This window comes from Paralteromonas sediminis, from assembly GCF_003820355.1.
In the GTDB taxonomy this organism is placed as follows: domain Bacteria; phylum Pseudomonadota; class Gammaproteobacteria; order Enterobacterales; family Alteromonadaceae; genus Alteromonas_F; species Alteromonas_F sediminis.
In genome coordinates this window covers 387,989-408,329 of sequence record NZ_RPOK01000002.1, presented here as the reverse complement: position 1 = coordinate 408,329, position 20,341 = coordinate 387,989, and the positions used below count along the sequence as shown (strand labels likewise).

General features: G+C 45.9%; 15 protein-coding genes and 3 tRNA genes. 5 read left to right on the top strand and 13 right to left on the bottom strand.

The features are described 5' to 3' along the window. Window positions 1-82 precede the first annotated feature (82 nt). A complete protein-coding gene (gene astB, locus DRW07_RS07095) occupies window positions 83-1,420 on the top strand; it encodes an N-succinylarginine dihydrolase (protein ID WP_124027193.1) in 1,338 nt (445 codons plus the stop codon). Between the two features lie 69 nt (window positions 1,421-1,489). Here the strand turns inward: astB and DRW07_RS07090 are convergent, their stop codons facing one another. After that, a complete protein-coding gene (locus DRW07_RS07090) occupies window positions 1,490-4,090 on the bottom strand; it encodes an Ig-like domain-containing protein (RefSeq protein ID WP_124027192.1) in 2,601 nt (866 codons plus the stop codon). A gap of 117 nt (window positions 4,091-4,207) precedes the next feature. Between DRW07_RS07090 and DRW07_RS07085 the strand changes: the two genes are divergently transcribed. Then, a complete protein-coding gene (locus tag DRW07_RS07085; protein ID WP_124027191.1) occupies window positions 4,208-5,548 on the top strand; it encodes a dicarboxylate/amino acid:cation symporter in 1,341 nt (446 codons plus the stop codon). Here the strand turns inward: DRW07_RS07085 and DRW07_RS07080 are convergent. The 7 genes from DRW07_RS07080 to dnaQ form a co-directional block, all read right to left on the bottom strand. Next, on the bottom strand, window positions 5,540-6,769 hold the full coding sequence (locus DRW07_RS07080; protein WP_124027190.1) for a lipoprotein-releasing ABC transporter permease subunit: 1,230 nt from the start codon (window positions 6,767-6,769) through the stop codon (window positions 5,540-5,542). The two genes, DRW07_RS07085 and DRW07_RS07080, sit on opposite strands and share 9 nt — an antisense overlap. Continuing rightward, complete coding sequence (locus tag DRW07_RS07075) at window positions 6,769-7,470, bottom strand: ABC transporter ATP-binding protein (RefSeq protein ID WP_124027189.1); 702 nt, start codon at window positions 7,468-7,470, stop codon at window positions 6,769-6,771. The genes DRW07_RS07080 and DRW07_RS07075 overlap by 1 nt, the downstream gene beginning before the upstream one ends. A 43-nt stretch (window positions 7,471-7,513) precedes the next feature. After that, a tRNA-Asp gene (locus tag DRW07_RS07070) sits at window positions 7,514-7,590 on the bottom strand. Window positions 7,591-7,607: 17 nt separating this feature from the next. After that, window positions 7,608-7,684, bottom strand: a tRNA-Asp gene (locus tag DRW07_RS07065). 26 nt (window positions 7,685-7,710) lie between these two features. After that, window positions 7,711-7,787, bottom strand: a tRNA-Asp gene (locus tag DRW07_RS07060). A gap of 155 nt (window positions 7,788-7,942) precedes the next feature. Next, window positions 7,943-9,262 (bottom strand): TIGR03503 family protein, encoded by a 1,320-nt coding sequence (locus DRW07_RS07055; RefSeq protein WP_124027568.1) that lies wholly within the window; start codon window positions 9,260-9,262, stop codon window positions 7,943-7,945. A 51-nt stretch (window positions 9,263-9,313) separates the two neighbouring features. Beyond that, window positions 9,314-10,036: a DNA polymerase III subunit epsilon gene (gene dnaQ, locus DRW07_RS07050; protein ID WP_124027188.1), complete on the bottom strand. Its 723-nt coding sequence runs from the start codon at window positions 10,034-10,036 to the stop codon at window positions 9,314-9,316. 49 nt (window positions 10,037-10,085) lie between these two features. On the opposite strand from dnaQ, the gene rnhA reads away from it, so the two are divergent. Next, complete coding sequence (rnhA, locus tag DRW07_RS07045; RefSeq protein WP_124027187.1) at window positions 10,086-10,559, top strand: ribonuclease HI; 474 nt, start codon at window positions 10,086-10,088, stop codon at window positions 10,557-10,559. Here rnhA and DRW07_RS07040 read toward each other — a convergent pair. Beyond that, window positions 10,541-11,506: an NAD(P)H-quinone oxidoreductase gene (locus DRW07_RS07040; RefSeq protein WP_165870439.1), complete on the bottom strand. Its 966-nt coding sequence runs from the start codon at window positions 11,504-11,506 to the stop codon at window positions 10,541-10,543. The genes rnhA and DRW07_RS07040 overlap by 19 nt on opposite strands. A gap of 95 nt (window positions 11,507-11,601) precedes the next feature. Here DRW07_RS07040 and DRW07_RS07035 point away from each other — a divergent pair, with 95 nt between their 5' ends. Further along, window positions 11,602-12,789 carry a class I SAM-dependent methyltransferase gene (locus tag DRW07_RS07035; RefSeq protein ID WP_124027185.1) on the top strand — a complete coding sequence of 396 codons (1,188 nt, stop codon included), beginning with the start codon at window positions 11,602-11,604 and terminating at the stop codon, window positions 12,787-12,789. Window positions 12,790-12,801: 12 nt separating this feature from the next. Here the strand turns inward: DRW07_RS07035 and DRW07_RS07030 are convergent, their stop codons facing one another. The 4 genes from DRW07_RS07030 to DRW07_RS07015 all read right to left on the bottom strand — a co-directional run bounded on the left by DRW07_RS07030 (window position 12,802) and on the right by DRW07_RS07015 (window position 18,812). Continuing rightward, window positions 12,802-13,104, bottom strand: coding sequence for a PilZ domain-containing protein (locus DRW07_RS07030; protein WP_124027184.1), 303 nt, complete (start codon window positions 13,102-13,104; stop codon window positions 12,802-12,804). 107 nt (window positions 13,105-13,211) lie between these two features. Next, window positions 13,212-17,057 (bottom strand): ATP-dependent RNA helicase HrpA, encoded by a 3,846-nt coding sequence (hrpA, locus tag DRW07_RS07025; RefSeq protein ID WP_377923185.1) that lies wholly within the window; start codon window positions 17,055-17,057, stop codon window positions 13,212-13,214. 190 nt (window positions 17,058-17,247) lie between these two features. Further along, entirely contained in the window at window positions 17,248-17,667 is a 420-nt protein-coding gene (locus tag DRW07_RS07020) for a CBS domain-containing protein (RefSeq protein ID WP_124027182.1), read from the bottom strand. Window positions 17,668-17,765: 98 nt separating this feature from the next. Continuing rightward, window positions 17,766-18,812 (bottom strand): isoaspartyl peptidase/L-asparaginase family protein, encoded by a 1,047-nt coding sequence (locus tag DRW07_RS07015; RefSeq protein WP_124027181.1) that lies wholly within the window; start codon window positions 18,810-18,812, stop codon window positions 17,766-17,768. Window positions 18,813-18,896: 84 nt separating this feature from the next. Here DRW07_RS07015 and sbcB point away from each other — a divergent pair, with 84 nt between their 5' ends. Next, window positions 18,897-20,324, top strand: a complete 1,428-nt coding sequence (gene sbcB / locus DRW07_RS07010; protein WP_124027180.1) for an exodeoxyribonuclease I — start codon at window positions 18,897-18,899, stop codon at window positions 20,322-20,324. The last annotated feature ends 17 nt before the right edge of the window (window positions 20,325-20,341 follow it).

Below are 20,341 nucleotides of genomic sequence, written 5' to 3'. Positions count from 1 at the left end.
CATTGGCAGCGAAATTTAAACACGTATAATGCGGGCCAATCTGCCGAACACAACCCCAAAAATAAAAGAAGGGAGAGAATACATGCAGCAGTTCGAAGCAAATTTTGATGGACTCGTTGGCCCTACTCATAATTATGCCGGCCTTTCATTTGGCAATGTCGCCTCTTTAAATAATGCCAATGCTATAAGTAGTCCTAAAAACGCTGCTTTACAAGGTTTAGCCAAAGCAAAAGCATTATCTGACATGGGTATGGTGCAAGGTGTGCTTGCCCCTCAAGAAAGGCCAGATATGGAGACGCTGAGGCGACTTGGCTTCACAGGTTCATCTAAAAATGTACTAGAAGAAGCGTCAAAGAAAGCCAGAGAGGTTTTTTTGGCATGTTGCTCCGCTTCTAGCATGTGGACGGCAAATGCCGCTACTGTGTCTCCCAGTGCGGATACACAAGACGGCAAGATCCATTTTACGCCCGCAAACCTAACCAATAAATTCCATCGCTCTTTGGAACCTGAAGTCACCGGACGTATCCTGCAGGCAACATTCAATGATGATGCTTGTTTTGCCCATCACAAACATTTACCAGATAACGAACATTTTGGTGATGAAGGCGCGGCCAACCATACTCGCCTTTGTAGTGAATACGGCGCACCTGGCCTTGAACTATTCGTATACGGACGTCACGCATTCGACAGCACTAAGCCAGCCCCCAAGCGATTCCCAGCACGACATACCTACGAAGCTTGTGAGGCGGTAGCTAGGCTTCACGGCTTGTCGGATGAAGGCGTGGTTTACATTCAGCAAAATCCAGATGTGATTGACCAAGGTGTCTTCCACAATGATGTAATAGCTGTGGGCAACCAGAATGTGCTTTTTTATCATGAACAGGCTTTCTACGATACAGAAACCAAACTTGACGAAATCAGACGAAAATTCGGCGATTCACCCCTGCACTTTATTAATGTGCCAACTCAGGCTGTTTCCGTACAGGAAGCGGTAAAAACCTACTTATTTAATACTCAGATTATTACACTTCCCAATGGAGAAATGGCGATAATTGCGCCCACTGAATGTCGCGACAGTGCGTCTGTATCGGCATATTTAGACGAACTGGTCACGCTTGACACCCCTATAAAAAAAGTACACTACTTTGATGTAAAAGAAAGTATGCGCAATGGTGGTGGTCCAGCATGCTTAAGATTAAGGGTAGCCATGAAAGCACAAGAACTGAGTGCGGTTAACCCCAATGTTTTAATTAATGATGATACGTACGCAGGGCTGACTAACTGGGTGAAGAAGCATTACCGGGACAGTTTGAGTGAAAACGATCTTCGCGACCCACAGTTACTGATTGAGTCGAGAACCGCATTGGATGAACTTACCCAACTACTGAACCTTGGTTCCGTTTACCCATTCCAACGGTAGCACCGTATTCTAAGCATCCAGTTAAAAAAAACCTGCGCAGTGCGCAGGTTTTTTTATTCTACTCTCTGATTAGTTGATATCAGCACAGTTTGTGCCAACACCATAAGGGCTTGAAGGTGGAGGTGAACCCTCTATGTTCAAGTCGTCAATCGCAACAGACAAGGTAAAGAACATGCTTTCTCTTGACTCTGAGCCACCAGACTGGCTTCTTGCTGTCACTTTCGTACGCACCCAGTTACCAAACTGTCGTGGATATTCGACAAACACCAGTGCCTGACCATTTTCGTCAGTTGTCACCTCTGCCGGTGTAATGCTAGCAGCATTTCCTGGCGTTAACTGACCGTCAGAGTTAGTGTCTTCGCCAGCATCTAGAATACCGTTGAAGTTAATGTCTTCGTTATCACAACCAGTTGGTGCAACCAGGATAGAGTTATCTTGGGGGTCGAGAATAGTATCGACGTACACACCCGCATCTTCGTTCCAGTACCAAGTCCCTTTATAGAACGTGTTGCCTTCTGACACTTTTAAGGGTGTTACACTCATTGAAATATTAGCATTAGGCACAGGGTTGCCGTCAGCATCGGTAACGAATACGCTAAATTCTTTTCGGTATGAAGAGTTGTTTGGCGTTTGAATAAGACGCCCCGTTCCCAAAGAAATATCAAAGGGTCTGTCACCTACGGTAAGCGTTGCTTCACCCGACACGTTACCAACAGATGCTGTCACGCGCACAGCCTCATTTGAACTAACGGCGTTAGAGATAAAGACCGTAGACGCTATACCACGACGGTCAGTTGCAACTTGCGCTAGCTCAAGACTACCGTTAGAGACATCACTGACGGTAAAGTTTACGCGTTTATTCCCAACCCGATTGCCCGCCGCATCGCGAACAACAGCTGAAATGGTACTGGTTTGTCCGTCTGGGCCAATGGCATCAGGTGTCGCATCAACAATAATACTGTCTACTTCTGTCGCAATGAATGACACTTCAATTCTGGCTGAGACTTCGTTTCCACTGCCATCAGTGCCTGTTGCAAGAATACTCGCACGGCCTGCATTGTCAGAACGGATGTTGAACAGTGCAGTACCACTAGAATTTGTAGTTTGAACATTATTTTGAATTTCACCGCGTGAGATACTCAGCTCAACAGTACCGCCAACAAACGGACTGCTCTCTTTAAGCCATCTCACAGTAATTGGATGGAACTGGTTTAGCGCCAAATCTTCTTCAATATTGTTAATATCAGGCGCATTCACAAACGTGAACTGATCTTGCTGCACAATTATATCAAACACAGATGCCGTATTGAGTGCACTCGCCGCAATTGTATAGGTGCCTGACGCATTAGCAGAGAACGCAAAGGTTATACGTCCGTCTCCACTTGTTACTAAAGAATCAGCGGTAATGACTGTGTCAGTTACATCAATCCCTGAGTCATCCAGAACGGTTAATGCGATAGATTCACCTGATATTCCCCTATTTTCTGAATCTGCCAGCAACACATTGATGTTGGTGGTATCACCCACAATCACAGAGTTGGGCCCAACAATACTTAACTCAGTACCAACAACGGCAATTTCTACCTCACCTTTTAAATTTGGATTATTGTTGGGGTTATTCACCACTGAAGCTGTCGCGGTAATAACGCGGTTTTCAGGTTCATTGATCGTAGACAACCGGGCAGACGCAATACCGTTCTCATTTGTCGTACCGCTGACACTGCCAATCGAGGCATTGTTATCTGCACTAAAAGACACCTCAATGCCTTCTAATAAAACGTTTTGGGCATTCTTCACAATCGCTGTTAGCTCTATATTGTCTGAGCCACCTGAGGACAATTGAGACTGACTGGCAAATAATCCAAGTGTATCGGGCGTTGCAACGGTCAATACAGGTCCTTCGGAAGTAAAACCAATCGCGTTTGTCTGTCCGTTAGGTGCGGTTACCGTTATTTCTCCGCTTCCAGAAATGGTGCCCACTGAAATGCCTATTTGGGCCACGCCCTCGGAGTTCGTTAATGCCGTAGCAGTGTCGTTACTGAACACGGCCAACTCTTCGGGCGATACTGTAAATGACAGTACCTCACCTGAAATAGGGTTGTTGCTCGCGTCCGTGTATGTCACAAGCAACGTCAATGAAGACGCCTCTGTTAAATTCGTTGATTCATTTCCGTCAAGGTCTACAAATCGCATAGACAGCCCTGACGCTGAATCTGAACCTTGAGCATCAAACGCTGTTGATGCTGTTGCCCCAGCCGAAATACTTGCTGTCACAGAGCCACTGCCCGTTTCTGAACCTACTCGCATGGTGATTTCTGCCACTCCGTCCGAATCAGTCCGCGCAGTACTGGTGGTATTGTCAACAAAACTTGCCAACCCAGCAGGCTCAATGGCAAAGGTGACCAACTCATTCACTACAGGACTGTTATTGCTATCAATAACCGTTGCCCTGACAATGAGATTGTTACCCTCACTCAGTGTTGATGACGCGCCACCCGACGAATCGACGGTTGTCAGTGTAATCGAATACTCGTTCGGGTCTGGAGAAGGTGTTCCGCCACCGCCGCCACCACCGGAATCGTCGCGTTCGATTGAGCCACCACCGCCACACGCGGCAAGAATTAATAAACTGCTTACCACGAAAAATAACTTAGCTACACTTTTCATCATTGCCTTCCTAGACCTCTTTTTCTTAGTATTTGGGTCAGTAACACGTTCAAAACCAGCGGAAATCTGGCAAACTAGCGTTTGTTCTTCCAATAATGACAAGAAAATACAGGGATTTCTATGTCAAACGACAATAAAAAATACTCACTCACCGTAAGAATCTTTATTGGGATGCTGTTAGGCATCCTCTTTGGGCTTGTTTTTAAAGCGCTATTTCATAGTACAGAAGAATCTTCCTTCATTATATTTGGTATGGAATTTTCTGCGTATGGAATATTAATCGACGGTATATTTTCAACTTTAGGCGCTATTTTCATCTCTAGTTTAAAGATGCTAGTAGTGCCCTTGGTATTTGTATCGTTAATTTGCGGCACCAGTGCATTAGCCGACCCAACGAAGCTTGGGCGACTCGGCGCAAAATCAGTCGGCCTCTATGTTTTTACCACAGGTATTGCGATTAGCTTTGCGATTAGCTTTGCGATGTTAGTAGGCCCTGGCCGTGGTCAGGAGGCACTGGCAACTGATGCAGAATTTTCCGCCAATTCTGCCCCTAGCCTAAGTGATGTCATCCTTAACATGTTCCCCTCTAATCCCATTAACTCACTGGCAGAGGGTAACATGCTACAAATTATTATCTTTGCTGTTCTGTTTGGTGTGGCTATGTCATTGAGCGGTGATGCAGGAAAACGCCTCAACAGCTTTTTTGAAGACGTGAACGTAATCATTATGCGTTTGGTTACCATAATAATGAACCTGGCCCCATACGGCGTGTTTGTGTTGATGGTAAAACTGTTTGCTTCAACGGGTATGGAAACTATTGTCCAACTGGCAAAATATTTCTTCTTGTTGTTGGCTTTACTGATTGCACATGCACTTATCACCTACCCGACCCTACTGAAGTTATTCACTGGATTGAGCCCGGTGGTGCTGCTTAAAAAAATGCGTGACGCTGCCTTATTCGCGTTTTCAACCTCATCCAGTAGCGCAACCCTGCCGGTAACTATGGAAACCGCGAGGAATAAGTTGGGTGTCGGTAAGTCAGTAACATCATTTACGCTGCCACTTGGCGCAACGATAAATATGGATGGTACTGCCATTATGCAGGGTGTGGCTACTGTGTTTATCGCTCAGGTATACGGCGTGGATTTAAGCAGCTCTGATATCCTGATGGTAGTATTGACCGCAACACTCGCTTCCATAGGTACAGCGGGCGTTCCAGGTGTGGGTTTGATTATGTTGGCCATGGTTTTAACACAAGTGAACCTGCCTGTTGAGGGCATTGCCCTAATCATAGGTGTTGACCGCTTGTTGGACATGACGCGTACTGTCGTCAATATCACCGGCGATTGCACGGTGGCCTGTATCGTGGCCAAAAGCGAAGGTGAGTTGAATGAAGACGTCTTTAACGACCCAAACGCGGGCATCAAAGAAGAAGAAATTGAGTTTCCAAAGTCAACTTAATACCTGAGCGGGCTGAACCCTGGCAGCGTTTGCTGCCGGGTACCAAGCTGCAACCACACAAAGCGTAAGACTGATTAAAACTGTAACCGCAACGTCAGTGACGTGTAACTCTGTGGGCAAGAAGTCGATAAAATACACATCAGAAGATAACACTTTAACGTGAAAAACATCTTCCACCGCAGACACTATCCCCGTTAAGTTTGGTGTAATAAGCACAGCCAATAGCGTGCCAATCGCCGTTCCTATCGCGCCGTTCATGAGCCCCTGCAATAAAAATGTTTTCTTAATAAGCGACGGCGTTGCCCCCATACTCATCAGAATGGCAATAGATGCTTGTTTGGCTCTTACGGACATTACCAGCGTAGAAACTACATTAAAACAGGCAACAGCGATAACAAGCGTCAGTACAATGTAAACAACAACGCGCACAAGTTGGATGTCTTGGAAAATATGCCCATGAGTCCGTGTCCAGTCTGACATGTACACTGGCTGATAAAAGGCATAGCCATAATCTCTGACAATACGAGGTGCATCAAAAGGGTCATGAGCACTGATCCTGAGCCCTTTTGCACCACTTACAATATTCATTGCCGTTGATGCTGTGTCCAGTCGCATTATGCCAATTTGGCTATCGATTTCACCACCCAGCTGAATGGCCCCCACCACCACTAACTGCAAGCGTTTTGGCGCGCGCATCTGCTGTATATTGCTTGACTGGGGTAACAATAAGCTCACATTATCACCGACTGACAACGCTAACCGGTCGAGAATATTTTGACCTAGCACTACCCCATTGTCTTTGTTTTTCAATGCTTCTGCAGCGTTGTCACTTAACACCCCCGCAAGAGTATGCTGCGCGTCTTGGGGGGCAATTCCGGCGACAGAAACAGCTTTGAGGCTACCTTTCTTTTGAATAAGCCCTGTTACAGGTGTGAACGGTATGACTGCTGACACGCGAGGATCAGAGGCTATTTGACTTTGCAAGGATTGCCAGTCTTCGATCCCTTCGTTACCAACAGAAAACAATTCGCCATGTGGTATTACCGCTAGTAACCGTTGTGTCAATTCCCGTTCAAACCCATTCATCACACTTAATAACAAAATGAGTACAAAACATCCCAGAGCAATCCCTGAGATGGATGTCACTGACATAAAAGAGAGGTATCCCGATTGATGACGACGCTTTCTAAATCTTTCAGCCAGCGTAAACGCCAGAGCCATTAGTACTTATACTCCTGAAGCATCCCATCATGAAGCTGATATTGATGTGACATTTTTTTGGCCAGCGTTAGGTCATGTGTAACAACGGCAAAAGCCATATTTAAGTCAGCTTGTAAAGACAGCATAAGTTCATAAACCTGCTCGCCCGTCTTTGCGTCGAGGTTCCCTGTAGGTTCATCGGCAAGTACAACCTTTGGACTATTAACAATCGCTCTGGCAATTGCTGTGCGTTGGCGCTCGCCGCCAGACAATGCATTTGGTGCGTGTTTTTTTCGGTGTGACAACCCCACCTTATCCAATGCACTACTTGCCTTCTCCATTGCAACGGCAGCCTTTTCACCCGAGATTAGCAACGGCATAGCTACGTTCTCTAATGCAGAAAATTCATTAAGCAGGTGGTGAAATTGATAAACAAACCCCAAATACTTGTTGCGTAAATGTGCCTGTTGCGTGCGATTAAGTGACAAAATGGAATGGTCTAAGAAAAACACGTCACCTTCGTTGGGGGTATCCAAAGCACCTAGTATGTGTAGCAAGGAGCTTTTACCGGAACCAGACGCCCCTACAATTGCGATTTGTGAACCTGGCGCTATGTCCAGAGATACACCACGTAGTACGGTCACGGCATCAACGCCGTCGTCGTAACGTTTGACAATATTCCGACATGACAGCACTGGCGAATTTGAAATAGAAGTATCCATAACTACATGATAATAAATGTGTTACTGAGATGATACATAAAAATGGCGGAGCGGACGGGACTCGAACCCGCGACCCCCGGCGTGACAGGCCGGTATTCTAACCAACTGAACTACCGCTCCAACGGTAGGCATCATCATGGCGGAGCGGACGGGACTCGAACCCGCGACCCCCGGCGTGACAGGCCGGTATTCTAACCAACTGAACTACCGCTCCAAGATGATGAGAACTGACTACGAAATTGGCGGAGCGGACGGGACTCGAACCCGCGACCCCCGGCGTGACAGGCCGGTATTCTAACCAACTGAACTACCGCTCCAAAAAATCGCTTACAATTCATGCACTTATGAAGAAGACTTTGTTTCCCTCCCCCAAACTGCGGCGCAGATGATACGGTTTCGCTTTCATTCAGTCAACGGTTTTTTTTGACAAAACTGTGACAAGCAGACTGTTCGCTCATTATTTAAACGCACCCTACTCTGATACAGGGTCTTTTTCTTTGCGCGGTAACTTAAAACGTATATTTTTTAAAGCGGCTGGAGCGCCATGCTTTCGCCACATCAATGCCACAATGACGACGATACCAAAACATAAAATAATACCGTTGACTAATAAAACCAGTGTTACTACAGACTCCTGCTCTTCTGGCTCGTTTTGTGTTGGCTCTATTGCTTCATCAATGGACTGTGTAGGCACCAGTTCGCTTGTTTCATCACCGGTAGCAGTGACAGTGTTTGAATCATCGGTATTTTCAGGGTTAACAACCTCGGGTTCTGGCTCTTCACTTTTCGCTAAAAACGTAAATTCGGGCACATCTAAAATAAAATCACGCCCGTTTACTGTCTTCCCATAGGCCGTAAGCTTAATTCGAAAAATTCCGTCTTCAAATGCGATAATCATGTGCTCACGAGGCTCAGCATTGGCTTCAGTTAATGAGAAGTTTTGTATATCACCATTTGGAAAACGGACCTTTCCGTCAATCAACAAGCTGTTTATATCGACAAGTTCTCGATTCACATCGATTACCAATTTGTGGTAATTATTCCCCCCCCCATTTAGTTCAACATCAGTGTAAATGGGCGTTGGATAAAGCTGAATTGGCGGGTCAATTTGTTCTCGGGTAAACATAGGTGTTGTTACTCGGAATACCGGCTTCCATTCACCTGCAGCAATCGCCAGATTAAATTGACCGGTAAATACCCCGTCCAACGGACGTTCGTCCATTCCTCTGCCATTGTCTTCGAACCGCGCCACTTCTTGTGCAGCAGCACCAAAATTATCGTAGTTGGGGTTATTGGTACTGGAGAGTTCTATATTGAGACTTACCACATCCCGAAAAGGGCCATAATCAATCAACTTACCACCATTCGTGAGTCTGGCAGTTTGTTTGAGTATTTCACCTGAAAAAATAATGGGAGGTAGCGGATCGGCCTGTAACTGAATGTCTGACAACACCATCACTCGGCTGTTTGGTAAAATTTGCCCGACAGCCTGCCAAGGTCCAGGAACTGGATTTTTGATACTGATCATGTCGTACGTTTCGGAGTCAAACCACGCCACACTCTCACCATCAGCATTGATCTGGAAGATTTTCGACCCGTCAGGCCTTACTAATACGACCGGGGCTGAGCCGTACTTACGGAAGAACACCATAGTGACTTCTTCCACTTCATAATCTATGCGAAACCGGTTACTCAACAGCTTAATACTGTTGTGATACTCACTACCCAACTGCTCTAAGGGCGAGGGTTCAGTTGTTGTTTCAATATCTGGCTCACTTTGCGCCAGTGACATTCCCACAACAAAATAAATGAGAGTTGCACCCAGTTTGAATATGTTCACACGTTAGCCTTCACCTAAATTTCCTCGCCACAAGCATTTACCGCCCGCTTTTTCTACGATATCAAGCCTTTTTTCATGCTCTTGTAGTTCATCGGCGCTGGCGCGGATGATCTTTAGCGGTTTATCGCGTGGTGAAAGCCTGACAATTTCTGTGCCGTCGCCCTGTTGTTGAGATGCACTTGAAGATGACAGATTCAGTTTAGTCTGACCGCCAGTCATGGCTAGGTAAACATCTGCTAGGATCTCAGCGTCTAACAAAGCGCCATGCAGTTCACGATGTCCATTGTCGATACCGTATCGTTTACACAACGCATCCAAATTATTCTTTTGGCCTGGGTGCATTTTTCTCGCCAACACCAAGGTGTCCAGCACACTGCATATATCTGCAGTTACTGTGTCTTTGCCTGCGATAGACATTGAGAACTCGTGGTCCATAAAGCCTACATCGAAGGGTGCATTATGAATAACCAGCTCGGCACCGCGGATAAATGACACAAATTCGGCAACAACATGCTCAAAAACAGGTTTATCTCTTAAGAATTCATTGGTAATGCCGTGTACCTCAATGGCTTCCTGCTCTACCTCTCGTTGAGGATTTATATATACGTGAAAATGATTTCCCGTTAATCGACGATTGACCAGCTCTACACAACCTATCTCGATGATTCGATGGCCTTCCTTGGGGTTGATACCCGTTGTTTCAGTATCTAATACAATTTGACGCACAGATTCGTCTCTTTCTTTACCGCTTTGGTATAAGTATACTCACACGCCTATGCAAAAAAAACACGTAAACATTTTTACCGACGGTTCATGTCTGGGTAATCCTGGCCCAGGTGGCTATGGCGCCATTTTGATATTCGGTCAGCATCGCAAGGCTATGTCTGGCGGTTTTTCGCTAACCACTAATAATCGGATGGAACTCCTAGCGCCCGCTTTGGCATTGGAAGCGCTGTCAGAACCCTGTGAAGTGACAATTACTACAGACAGCCAGTATGTCAAAAATGGCATCAATCAATGGATCCATAACTGGAAAAAAAATGGCTGGCGGACCAAAGATAAAAAAGCTGTCAAGAACGCAGATTTGTGGCAGCGCTTAGATAAAGCAGTTAGCAGACACGTGGTTAATTGGCAATGGGTAAAAGGCCACAGTGGTCATCCAGAGAACGAGGCCTGTGATCAACTCGCGCGCACAGCAGCTCAGGGAGAAAACCTCCCTGATGATAAGGGCTATTTGTCGTCCCAATAGCACACTAACTTACCCACCGAATCATTGGCTTCTAGTTTTGCGTGCGCGTCGGCGACTTGCTCAGCTTTAAACACGGCATCGAGGGGCACTTTTAACTCACCAGAGGCAAACTTTTTCATGTACAAAGCTTCAAACTCACGCGTAAGCTTTGCCTTGTACTGCTGTGAGCGATTCCTAAGCGTTGAACCAAAAAGGGTAATACGTTTTGCTAGTAAACGCGCCAGGTCAAATTGTTCAACCATTCTGCCTCCCAACATGGAAAGGCACACTATTCTTCCATCCATATTAAGTACATTCATGTTGCGGGGAATGTAGTCACCGCCTACTACATCAACAACAACATCAACGCCATGCTGCCACTTACTTTTAATTTCATTGACGAAATCCTGTTGCTGGTAATTGACAATAAGGTTCGCTCCGTAGGCTTTACATACTGCTCCTTTTTTCTCGCTTGACACAGTCACAGCCACATCACACTGATGTAGCTTTGCCAATTGTATAGCTGCTAGCCCAACGCCGCTTGCTCCAGCGTGAATTAACACACGCTCTCCAGCCTGAATATTAGCAATAGTGAACAAGGCTTGATAAGCGGTTAAAAAGACCTCTGAAAGACCTGCTGCTGCAGACATAGTGAGGCTGTCAGGCAATGCCATCAGATGCTGTTCATTCACAACCACTTTTTGAGCATAACCGCCCCCTGCGACCAAACCACACACACGGTCACCAAGCTTCCAACGTGTGACTGAAGGACCACAACCGATAACCTCACCGGCCACTTCTAGGCCCAGTATTTCACTTTCCCCTTGTGGCGGTGGATACTTACCCTGCCGCTGCAGAATATCTGCCCGATTTACACCAAACGCCTCCACAGCAATCAGTACCTGATGGGCGGCATGTGTTGGTGGATGAGTTTTAACTACCTTTAAATTATTATCGATGTAGTGCACACAAGACTCCTTATTAACACTGTTTGAATGTCGCATAAATGCCCACTAAACGCTATACTTGCGCCCCATTTTTACGATTACCTGCTGAGCGCATAATGGCTGCCAAAATTATACTCAACGAAGGACGAGAAAAATCCCTAACCATGCGTCATCCATGGATTTTTTCTAAGGCTGTAAAGTCAATTTCTGGCAGAGCCAATGTAGGCGACACAGTGGATGTAATGTCATCCCGCGGCAAGTGGCTTGCGCGCGCGGCCTACTCACCTGAATCGCAAATTCGGGCGCGGGTATGGACGTTTAATCAGGGTGAATCTGTTGATCATGTGTTTTTTATAAACCGATTACAAAAAGCCCAAGCAAGAAAAGCATTGCTTGGTATTCCTTCGAACGCCTATCGCCTGATAGCCGGTGAATCAGATGAATTGCCAGGCGTCACCATTGATGTTTTTGACCATGTTGTAGTGATGCAACTACTGAGCGCTGGTGCAGAGAAACAAAGGGAAAAGATAATTTCTGCCATTGAAAGGGTATTTCCGGAGGCAGCTATTTATGAGCGCAGTGATGTCAATGTCAGAGAAAAAGAAGGACTTGAGCAAAAAACAGGCGTGGTCAAAGGAGATGTTCCTAATGAGGTAATAATCCAAGAACACGGCCTTAGCTTGACCGTTGACGTTAAAAAGGGCCATAAAACCGGCTTCTATTTGGACCAACGCGACAGCAGAGAAGTCGCAAAGCGTCTGGCTAGTAATAAAGACGTGCTCAATTGTTTTAGCTATACCTGCACCTTTGCCTGTGCAGCTCTGGCAGGCGGCGCAACCCATGTAACCAACATTGATGTTTCAGAAGATGCCCTCGCCCGAGGCAAGGAAAACCTGTTAAGGAATTATTTTAAAGATACTCAGTTTACGCAGCAAAAAGCCGACGTATTTAACGCATTGAGGGACTATCATGCCAATGGCGAGCAATTTGATATGGTCATTCTCGATCCACCAAAATTCGTGGATAGCAAGTCCACGCTAAACCGAGCCGCTCGGGGTTACAAAGACATTAATATGTACGCGATGCACGTGGTTAGAGAGGGAGGGTTGTTGCTAACCTTTACCTGTTCTGGCCTAATGCCAACTGACTTGTTTCAAAAAATTATTGCAGACGCAGCCCTTGATGCCGGCAAAGATGTCAGATTTATCCAACGGCTTGGCCAAGCCACGGACCATTCTGTATTGGCTACTTACCCACAAGGAGAGTATCTCAGAGGCTTTGTGTGCCAGGTAAGCAATCGATAGCAAAAGCGCGCTTCAGCGCATTTGCGTGATTTCAACCCCCACGATGCAGCTGTTTTCTGACGCGGGGTCACATCTTACAACTTTTGCCGAGGCCGACAGCGACGGAATTTGTGAGCTCGTTGACTCAATCTGAACTGTTAGCTCAGTACCCATCTCAATTGACGCCTCGTCAATTTCTAGGGACATGCCTGTTGCACTAATATCACGGCAAACCGCCTGTACAGTCCGACTGGACTCAGCGTCATCAATTTGAATGATACATGGAGAGTTCACCATCATACGGAAAAAATTGCGTTTATCGTCGTAGCCCAACATCCAATACAACTCCCTAAAAAAGGTAAAAATACAGATTCACATTCGTTATAGGGTGCAAGACTCACCTTGTCAACTAACCTTTGCAGAAAAGCATCACCTCACCACCGCTAAAACTGTGTCAAATGACTTAAAATCCGCTTGGCAGATATTGGATAAGCTGTTCCCAGTTGCTGAGCAAACAAAGACACCCTTAACTCTTCAATCATCCACTGAGTATCATATAATGACGCAGGCGCTACCGATTGATGATAAGTTTGAAGGGTCTTTGAATAAGCAGCTTCAACCTTATCTATCGACATTTGATTCAATTTATCCCTTTGCGGATCAACTTTTGCCTTTTCAACTCGCTTCTCTAGCGCTTTTACATACCTTAGCCAGTCTTGCAACTTATGTGTTCCCATCTCACTTACAAAACCGGGATACACCAGACTATCCATGTGGGTTTTAATGTGACCCATTGCCTGAATAAGTTGCAAAGGTACTTTACCCTTTAATTGCTTCTGTATTGTGTGCGCCAGTGTCAGTCCTTTTTCAACCGTTTTTGCTATGTCCAACACCTGTTCATTAATCCGACCACGCACAAACTTTTCACACTCAACGAATTGACGCTGATCTCTTAGGCTTGCATCGTATTGCGCCGCAAATTCATGCATCAAGTGGATAATCCCTGCCATAATGCAGTCATCAATAAGGGCTTTAACCTCGCCAAAAGGATTAAAATACAGCCCTAACTTAGCCTTATTAGGCAGCTTTTCCTGCAAATAACGAAGAGGCGATGGCATGGCGAGTTTAAGCAAGGTTGCGACCCCTTGTTGGTGCGCCTTTTCTGCTTTTTCTTCAGTGGTGAGCAACTCGATATCAACCTGATTGCCTTTGCTGACCAGGGCTGGAAAGGCTTGAACCTCAAACCCTCCATGCTGCTGAGTAAAGCGGGTTGGCAACTGTTCGAAATCCCATGAGACCAACCCCTTTCGTTCTAGTTCTGGGGTAACAGCTTGCTCAAAGGTCTCTTTCACATGACCTTGCATTTTTCGTTGCAGTTCAACCAGATCATTGTCGAAGGCTAGCGCCTTTCCATCTTCATCAACAACCTCAAAGTGCATATGTAAATGCGAGGGCAACAGCTCAACTTGCCAGTCTTCCTTTTCAACTTTTACACCTGTCATGCGAAATAGCTTTGTTGAAAGCGCATCGAGAAGTGTTGTGGGTGCGCCATTTTTATCAAACTGTTCAATATCGCTTAAGGCAGCATCAGCATAATTAGGCGCTGGGACAAAGTTTCTACGTAACTTTTTAGGTAAACTTTTTATAAGCGCAATCACCTTTTCCTGCTGTAATCCAGGAATCAACCAGTCAAACCCCTGCGGTGAAACCTGATTGAGCAAAGGAAGGGGTATTTGGCAGGTGACACCATCATCTGTAGCGTTTGGTTCAAACTGGTACCGCAACCTTAGGCTAAGCCTACCCTGCTGCCACGTTTCAGGAAACGCGTTAGCCACCTGCTGACTTGGACGCTGCTTGAACACATCTTCGTGGGTAAACTGCAGCACTGATTTGTCACTAACTTTGCCCCACCACTTTTTGAAACTGGGCTCAGACAATACATGATCGGGTATTCGCTCGGCGTAGAAGTCATAGAGAGCATCTTCGTCAACTAACCAGTCTCTGCGCCGGGTTTTTTGCTCAACATCCTCCGCTTCAGCGATTAATGACGCATTTTCATCGAGCACACTAATACGTAATTTATTATCTTGGTTAACGAGCGCTTCCCGTATAAATAACTCGCGGCATAGCGCAGGCTCAATAGAAGAATAGGTTACCAGCCGCTTTGCGACAATAGGTACACCAAATAGCGTTACCTTTTCATAGGCCATGACAGCGCCACGCTTTTTTGACCAATGTGGTTCGCTGTACGATGACTTAGTAAGATGTTTTGCTCTGGGTTCAATCCACTCTGGTTCTATTTTTGCGTTTAGGCGCGCAAAAAGGCGTGAAGTTTCAACAAGCTCCGCGCTCATCAACCACTTGGGTGGCTTTTTCGATAATGCCGATCCGGGAAAAATGTGAAAATGACTGTTACGGGCCCCCAAAAACTGGTTGTCTTTATCTTTCATTCCTATATGTGACAACAACCCGGTTAAAATAGCCTTGTGAACGCTGTCACCGTCTGCAGCGGCTGTATTTAGCCCTACATTTACCTCGCTGAGAGATTTTTTTATTTGGCTCACTATGTCCTGCCACTCACGCATTCTGAGGTAATGGATAAAGTGTTGCTTACACCATTTTCGCAATTGATTGTTAGACAACTTTTGCTGGTTTTCCGAGAAAGCCTGCCAAACATTTAACAGTGTTACGAAGTCAGAGTGCTTGTCTATAAATTCTGCGTGCTTCTCGTCTGCAAGCTGTCTTTTATCCTGTGGCCGTTCTCGGGGATCCTGAATACTCAATCCCGCCGCAATAATCAGTACTTCCCGAACTGCATTGACTTCATTTGCAGCCAACACCATGCGTGCATAGCGAGGATCAACGGGTAACCTGGAAAGCTTTCTTCCTATTTCTGTCAGCTTGGGTTTGCCTTTTACTGAGGTGATCGCTTGGAGCTCGTCTAAAAGCCTAAAGCCATCGGTAATATTGCGATTATCAGGAGACTCAACGAAAGGAAAACGACTAATATCACCCAATCCAAGTGCGGTCATTTGAAGAATGACTGACGCTAAATTAGTACGTAAAATCTCGGGATCAGTAAACTCGGGCCTACCAAGATAGTCGTCTTCACTGTACAGGCGAATACATATTCCTTCAGATACTCGACCACATCGACCAGCTCGTTGATTGGCAGAGGCTTGCGATATAGCTTCAATGGGCAATCGCTGCACCTTTGTTCTTGGACTATACCTAGAGATTCTTGCCACTCCCGTATCAATAACATATTTGATGCCTGGCACAGTCAGCGAAGTTTCAGCTACGTTGGTGGCAAGGATTATTCGCCTGCCACTATGGGGCTGAAACACTCGATTTTGCTCAGCCGCGGAAAGCCTTGCAAATAAAGGAACTATTTCAGTATGTCTGTATTGCCTTTTTAACAGAGCTTCCTGGGTGTCGCGAATATCACGTTCACCACTTAAAAAAACCAGGATATCGCCTTTGCCCTCGCTCTGTAGTTCATCAACAGCAGCAGTAATAGCGTCCACTTGTTCTAGTTCTACATCTGCCCCTGCGGGGTCTCTGTAGCGAATTTCAACCGGGTAGGTTCGTCCACTTACCTCTATAATAGGGGCACCGAAAAAGTGCTTTGAAAAACGCTCAGGATCTATCGTTGCAGAGGTAATAATGACTTTAAGATCGGGGCGCTTTGGTAATAGCTGTTTTAAATAACCAAGCAAAAAGTCAATGTTGAGGCTGCGCTCATGGGCTTCATCAATAATGATGGTATCGTAACCATTTAGAAACCTGTCCTGTTGCATTTCAGCAAGCAGCATGCCGTCGGTCATTAACTTGATGTAGCTGTTTTCACTCACTTGGTCTGAAAAGCGGATTTTAAAACCCACCTTTTCACCCAACGGCGTATTGAGCTCCTCGGCAATTCTGTTCGCTACACTTCGTGCTGCAAGTCGCCTAGGTTGGGTGTGCGCTATCATCCCCGCCTGCCCTAACCCGGCTTCAAGACACATCTTTGGTAACTGTGTGGTTTTCCCTGAACCGGTTTCACCGGCAATAATCACAACCTGATTTGCCTTGATGGCTTGCACAATATCTTCTTTTCGGTCACTTACCGGGAGCGCAGGATACTCGCATTCAGGCACGTTGACAGAGCGTATTTTCCGGTTAGAGACAGACTTCTCAAAGCGGGCAAACCACGACATGGCCTTCTCGAAAGGCATAGCTTTTTGACGTTTTGCGACTTGGACTTGTCGTAAAAGAGGGAAGCGATCCTTTAACATGCACAAAGCGATGTTGCGTTCAATAAACGCAGCAATCTGCAGACCATTCTGGGCGGCTACGGCATCGTCCAGACGCTGTTGCTCAGTGTCTGATATAACAGGAAGAGAATCACTGGTGCGTAACAAAAGAAGAACCACAGTTGTAAAACAGGCCGCCGATCCTAGAAGAACCGACAGCATATTTCCAGTGGTTTAAGCCCTGTTAGCTTGCTTCTTTGTAACCTGACCTTAATTGTTTATCAATGGCACGCAATATATCTGAACGATTGATGTTGCCTAACAAATACCCATCATCATCTACAACCGGATAAACCTTAGGTTTAAGCTCAAGCATTTGCTGTGCCAATTCCAGTATTGACGAGTAAGGCTTTACTGTTAACACTTCGGTATGCATGATTTCTTCCACCCGACAAACTTGTTCTCGGTAATAGCTGCTTTCAATCATCATCCGGATACAGTCCTGCTCAGACAAAAACCCAACGACCTTGTTGTTTTCATCAACAACAGGCCCCCCCGTTTGGTGGCTGTCGAGTAAACGCTCAACCGCCTCAGCAACAGGCATGTTTATTTTTAGTTTCACTGGGCGCTTTGACATGTAGTCAGTTACAAGCAATGATTCCATTAAGCCTCCAAAATCGCACTAGAAATCGTTGGTTTTAAAGGGGCTACCCTTTATTTTTAAGCGTAGACCTGTTCCAACTGTTTTGCGCAAAAATTGTATCAATTTGCGCTAAAAGTTGTTTTTAACGCTATTTCTTTGTAAATCCCAATAGACACATTGCCGTGTTTATCTATAGAAGCTCGATACATACCTGATGTGTTAAACGGCATGGCCACATTTCCGCCAGCATCTATTGCTATCACGCCGCCTGTTCCGCCTGCAGGTAAAAGCACGTCGTGAATAACGGTATTCGCTGCATCATGTAGACTCATCTTGGCATATTTCATGCGGGCACAAATGTCTGATGCAACATGATAGCGTATAAAATATTCACCATGGCCCGTTGCTGAAACCGCACAGCTTGTATTATCGGCATAAGTCCCGGCGCCAATTATCGGCGAATCACCGATACGTCCGAACCGTTTGGCTGTCATTCCGCCTGTGGATGTACCTGCCACAAGATTACCTTGTTTATCGAGCACTACTGCCCCTACGGTACCGAATCGCTCATTGCCCTGACGCCACTCCACAGCACTGGTTTCTGATTGCATGCGGGCTTTTGCTTTTTGTAATGCTTCATAACGACGTTGCGTATTAAAAAGCGTATTGTCTACCATCTCCAGTGCTTGTTGCCTGGCGAATGCTTCAGCTCCTTCAGCACTCAGCATGACATGGGGAGACTCGGTCATTACACGGTAAGCGGCCATTATTGGACTTTTTATTGTTTTAACGCCTGATACAGCGCCCGCGTTTAACTCACGTCCGTTCATGATGGAGGCATCAAGCTCATGCTCTCCATCGAAGGTGTATACGGCACCGATACCAGCATTAAATAAGGGCGACATTTCCATAATTTGAATAGCCCTGATCACCGCAGCTTCACCGGGTTCACCTGCCAATAACACCTTATACCCTTCCGTTACAGCGGTTTGCAACGTACTGATATATTCAGCTCTTTGTGCATCGGTCATATCATCCGGCGACAACGTGCCCGCCCCGCCATGAATAGCGATAGCGACTGAGCTATTATCTGAAGGAGCAGCCTGTGGAAGTTGAGTAACCGTCAATAGACAAACAGCAAAGAGTACTCGGATTCCATTTTTCATATTCTTGTATTCCTGTTGTGATCCCATTAGGGATACACTACCCTGTTGTCTTTTGCTATTCCACTATTTCAACTATTGTCTCATATGGCTCACGCAAACACGTTTTTATTCCACGATTATGAAACTTGGGGCGTAAAGCCCAATCAAGATTACCCTTGTCAATTTGCGGCTATTCGAACGGATGAAAACTTTGAGCCCATTGAAGCCCCGATTGATATTATGTGCCGAATACCAAACGATTATTTGCCCTCTCCTCAGGCGTGTTTGGTTACAGGTATCACGCCACAAAAGAGCTTGCAAAAAGGACTAATTGAGGCTGATTTTGCTGCGCAAATCTATCAACAAATGGCACAGCCAGGTACATGCAGTCTTGGTTACAACAGTATTCGCTTTGACGATGAGGTTTCCAGACATCTGTTTTTTAGGAACTTTTATGACCCTTACGCGCGTGAGTGGCAAAATGGTAATTCTCGCTGGGACCTGATTGATCTCGCAAGGGCCTGCTACGCGCTTCGCCCTGAAGGTATAAACTGGCCGGTTAGCGATAAGGGCACTCCCAGTTTTAAGTTGGAGCACCTTACTGTTGCCAACGATATTCATCATGAAGGCGCACATGACGCTTTAGTTGATGTGTATGCCACTATAGGATTGGCAAAAAAGCTGAAATCCGCACAGCCAAAATTGTTTGACTATGCATTTCAGCTTAAAAATAAACATCATGTATGGCAACAAATCTCGTTGGATACGCTTACGCCAATACTACATGTATCGTCGAAAGTGCCTGCATCACAAGGGTGTTGTACTTATATACTTCCCGTGGCGGTGCACCCCAAACAACCTAATGCAGTTATCTGTATCGACCTGAGCAAAGATCTTACACCGCTCTATGAGTTAGATGTCGAAGCGTTGCGCACATCGCTTTATGCTAGCAGCGATGGCCTGGTAACGCCGCAGTCGCGCCCGGGCATTAAGTTGATCCATGTAAATAAAAGCCCCTTTATTACCTCAGCAAAAGCATTATCGGAGCAGCGAGCGGAACAGATTGGTCTCGATCGACACTATTGTCTGGAGAATTATAAAAAGTTAAAAGACAACCCACTGAACATGGCCAAGCTTGTAGCGCTGTTTGATACCGATTACGACGGTGAAGAACAGGACGTTGAACAGTCACTGTATTCGGGTGGCTTTCTTACACAGGAAGAAAAATATTGGTGTGAGGCGGTCAGAGAGTCGTCTGAACATCAGTTGGTTAATTTACAAAATCAGTGTCAAAACATTAGGCTTCGCACCTTACTGTACCGTTACCGCGCAAGAAACTTTCCCCAGACTCTATCTCATGAGGAGGCTATGCAGTGGCAACAACACAGAATGGCACGCCTAGAAGATGGTAGTGGCACTATGAGTGCACAGGCTTATCTTCTAGAGCTAGAGAACCTAGCAGAGACCTATGCTAACCAGCCAGCGACGCTGAAATTTCTTCAGGTGTTATACCAATACGCACAAAACCTTTGACCACAAAAATTAACAGA

Coding starts and splice junctions, on each gene's coding strand:
- sbcB (WP_124027180.1), top strand. CDS start 18,897: ATGGCTCACGCAAACACGTTTTTATTCCACGATTATGAAACTTGGGGC.
- DRW07_RS07055 (WP_124027568.1), bottom strand. CDS start 9,262: ATGTCACTGGCGCAAAGTGAGCCAGATATTGAAACAACAACTGAACCC.
- DRW07_RS07090 (WP_124027192.1), bottom strand. CDS start 4,090: ATGATGAAAAGTGTAGCTAAGTTATTTTTCGTGGTAAGCAGTTTATTA.
- DRW07_RS07075 (WP_124027189.1), bottom strand. CDS start 7,470: ATGGATACTTCTATTTCAAATTCGCCAGTGCTGTCATGTCGGAATATT.
- DRW07_RS07035 (WP_124027185.1), top strand. CDS start 11,602: ATGGCTGCCAAAATTATACTCAACGAAGGACGAGAAAAATCCCTAACC.
- astB (WP_124027193.1), top strand. CDS start 83: ATGCAGCAGTTCGAAGCAAATTTTGATGGACTCGTTGGCCCTACTCAT.
- DRW07_RS07080 (WP_124027190.1), bottom strand. CDS start 6,769: ATGGCTCTGGCGTTTACGCTGGCTGAAAGATTTAGAAAGCGTCGTCAT.
- rnhA (WP_124027187.1), top strand. CDS start 10,086: ATGCAAAAAAAACACGTAAACATTTTTACCGACGGTTCATGTCTGGGT.
- DRW07_RS07030 (WP_124027184.1), bottom strand. CDS start 13,104: ATGTTGGGCTACGACGATAAACGCAATTTTTTCCGTATGATGGTGAAC.
- DRW07_RS07020 (WP_124027182.1), bottom strand. CDS start 17,667: ATGGAATCATTGCTTGTAACTGACTACATGTCAAAGCGCCCAGTGAAA.
- DRW07_RS07085 (WP_124027191.1), top strand. CDS start 4,208: ATGTCAAACGACAATAAAAAATACTCACTCACCGTAAGAATCTTTATT.
- DRW07_RS07015 (WP_124027181.1), bottom strand. CDS start 18,812: ATGAAAAATGGAATCCGAGTACTCTTTGCTGTTTGTCTATTGACGGTT.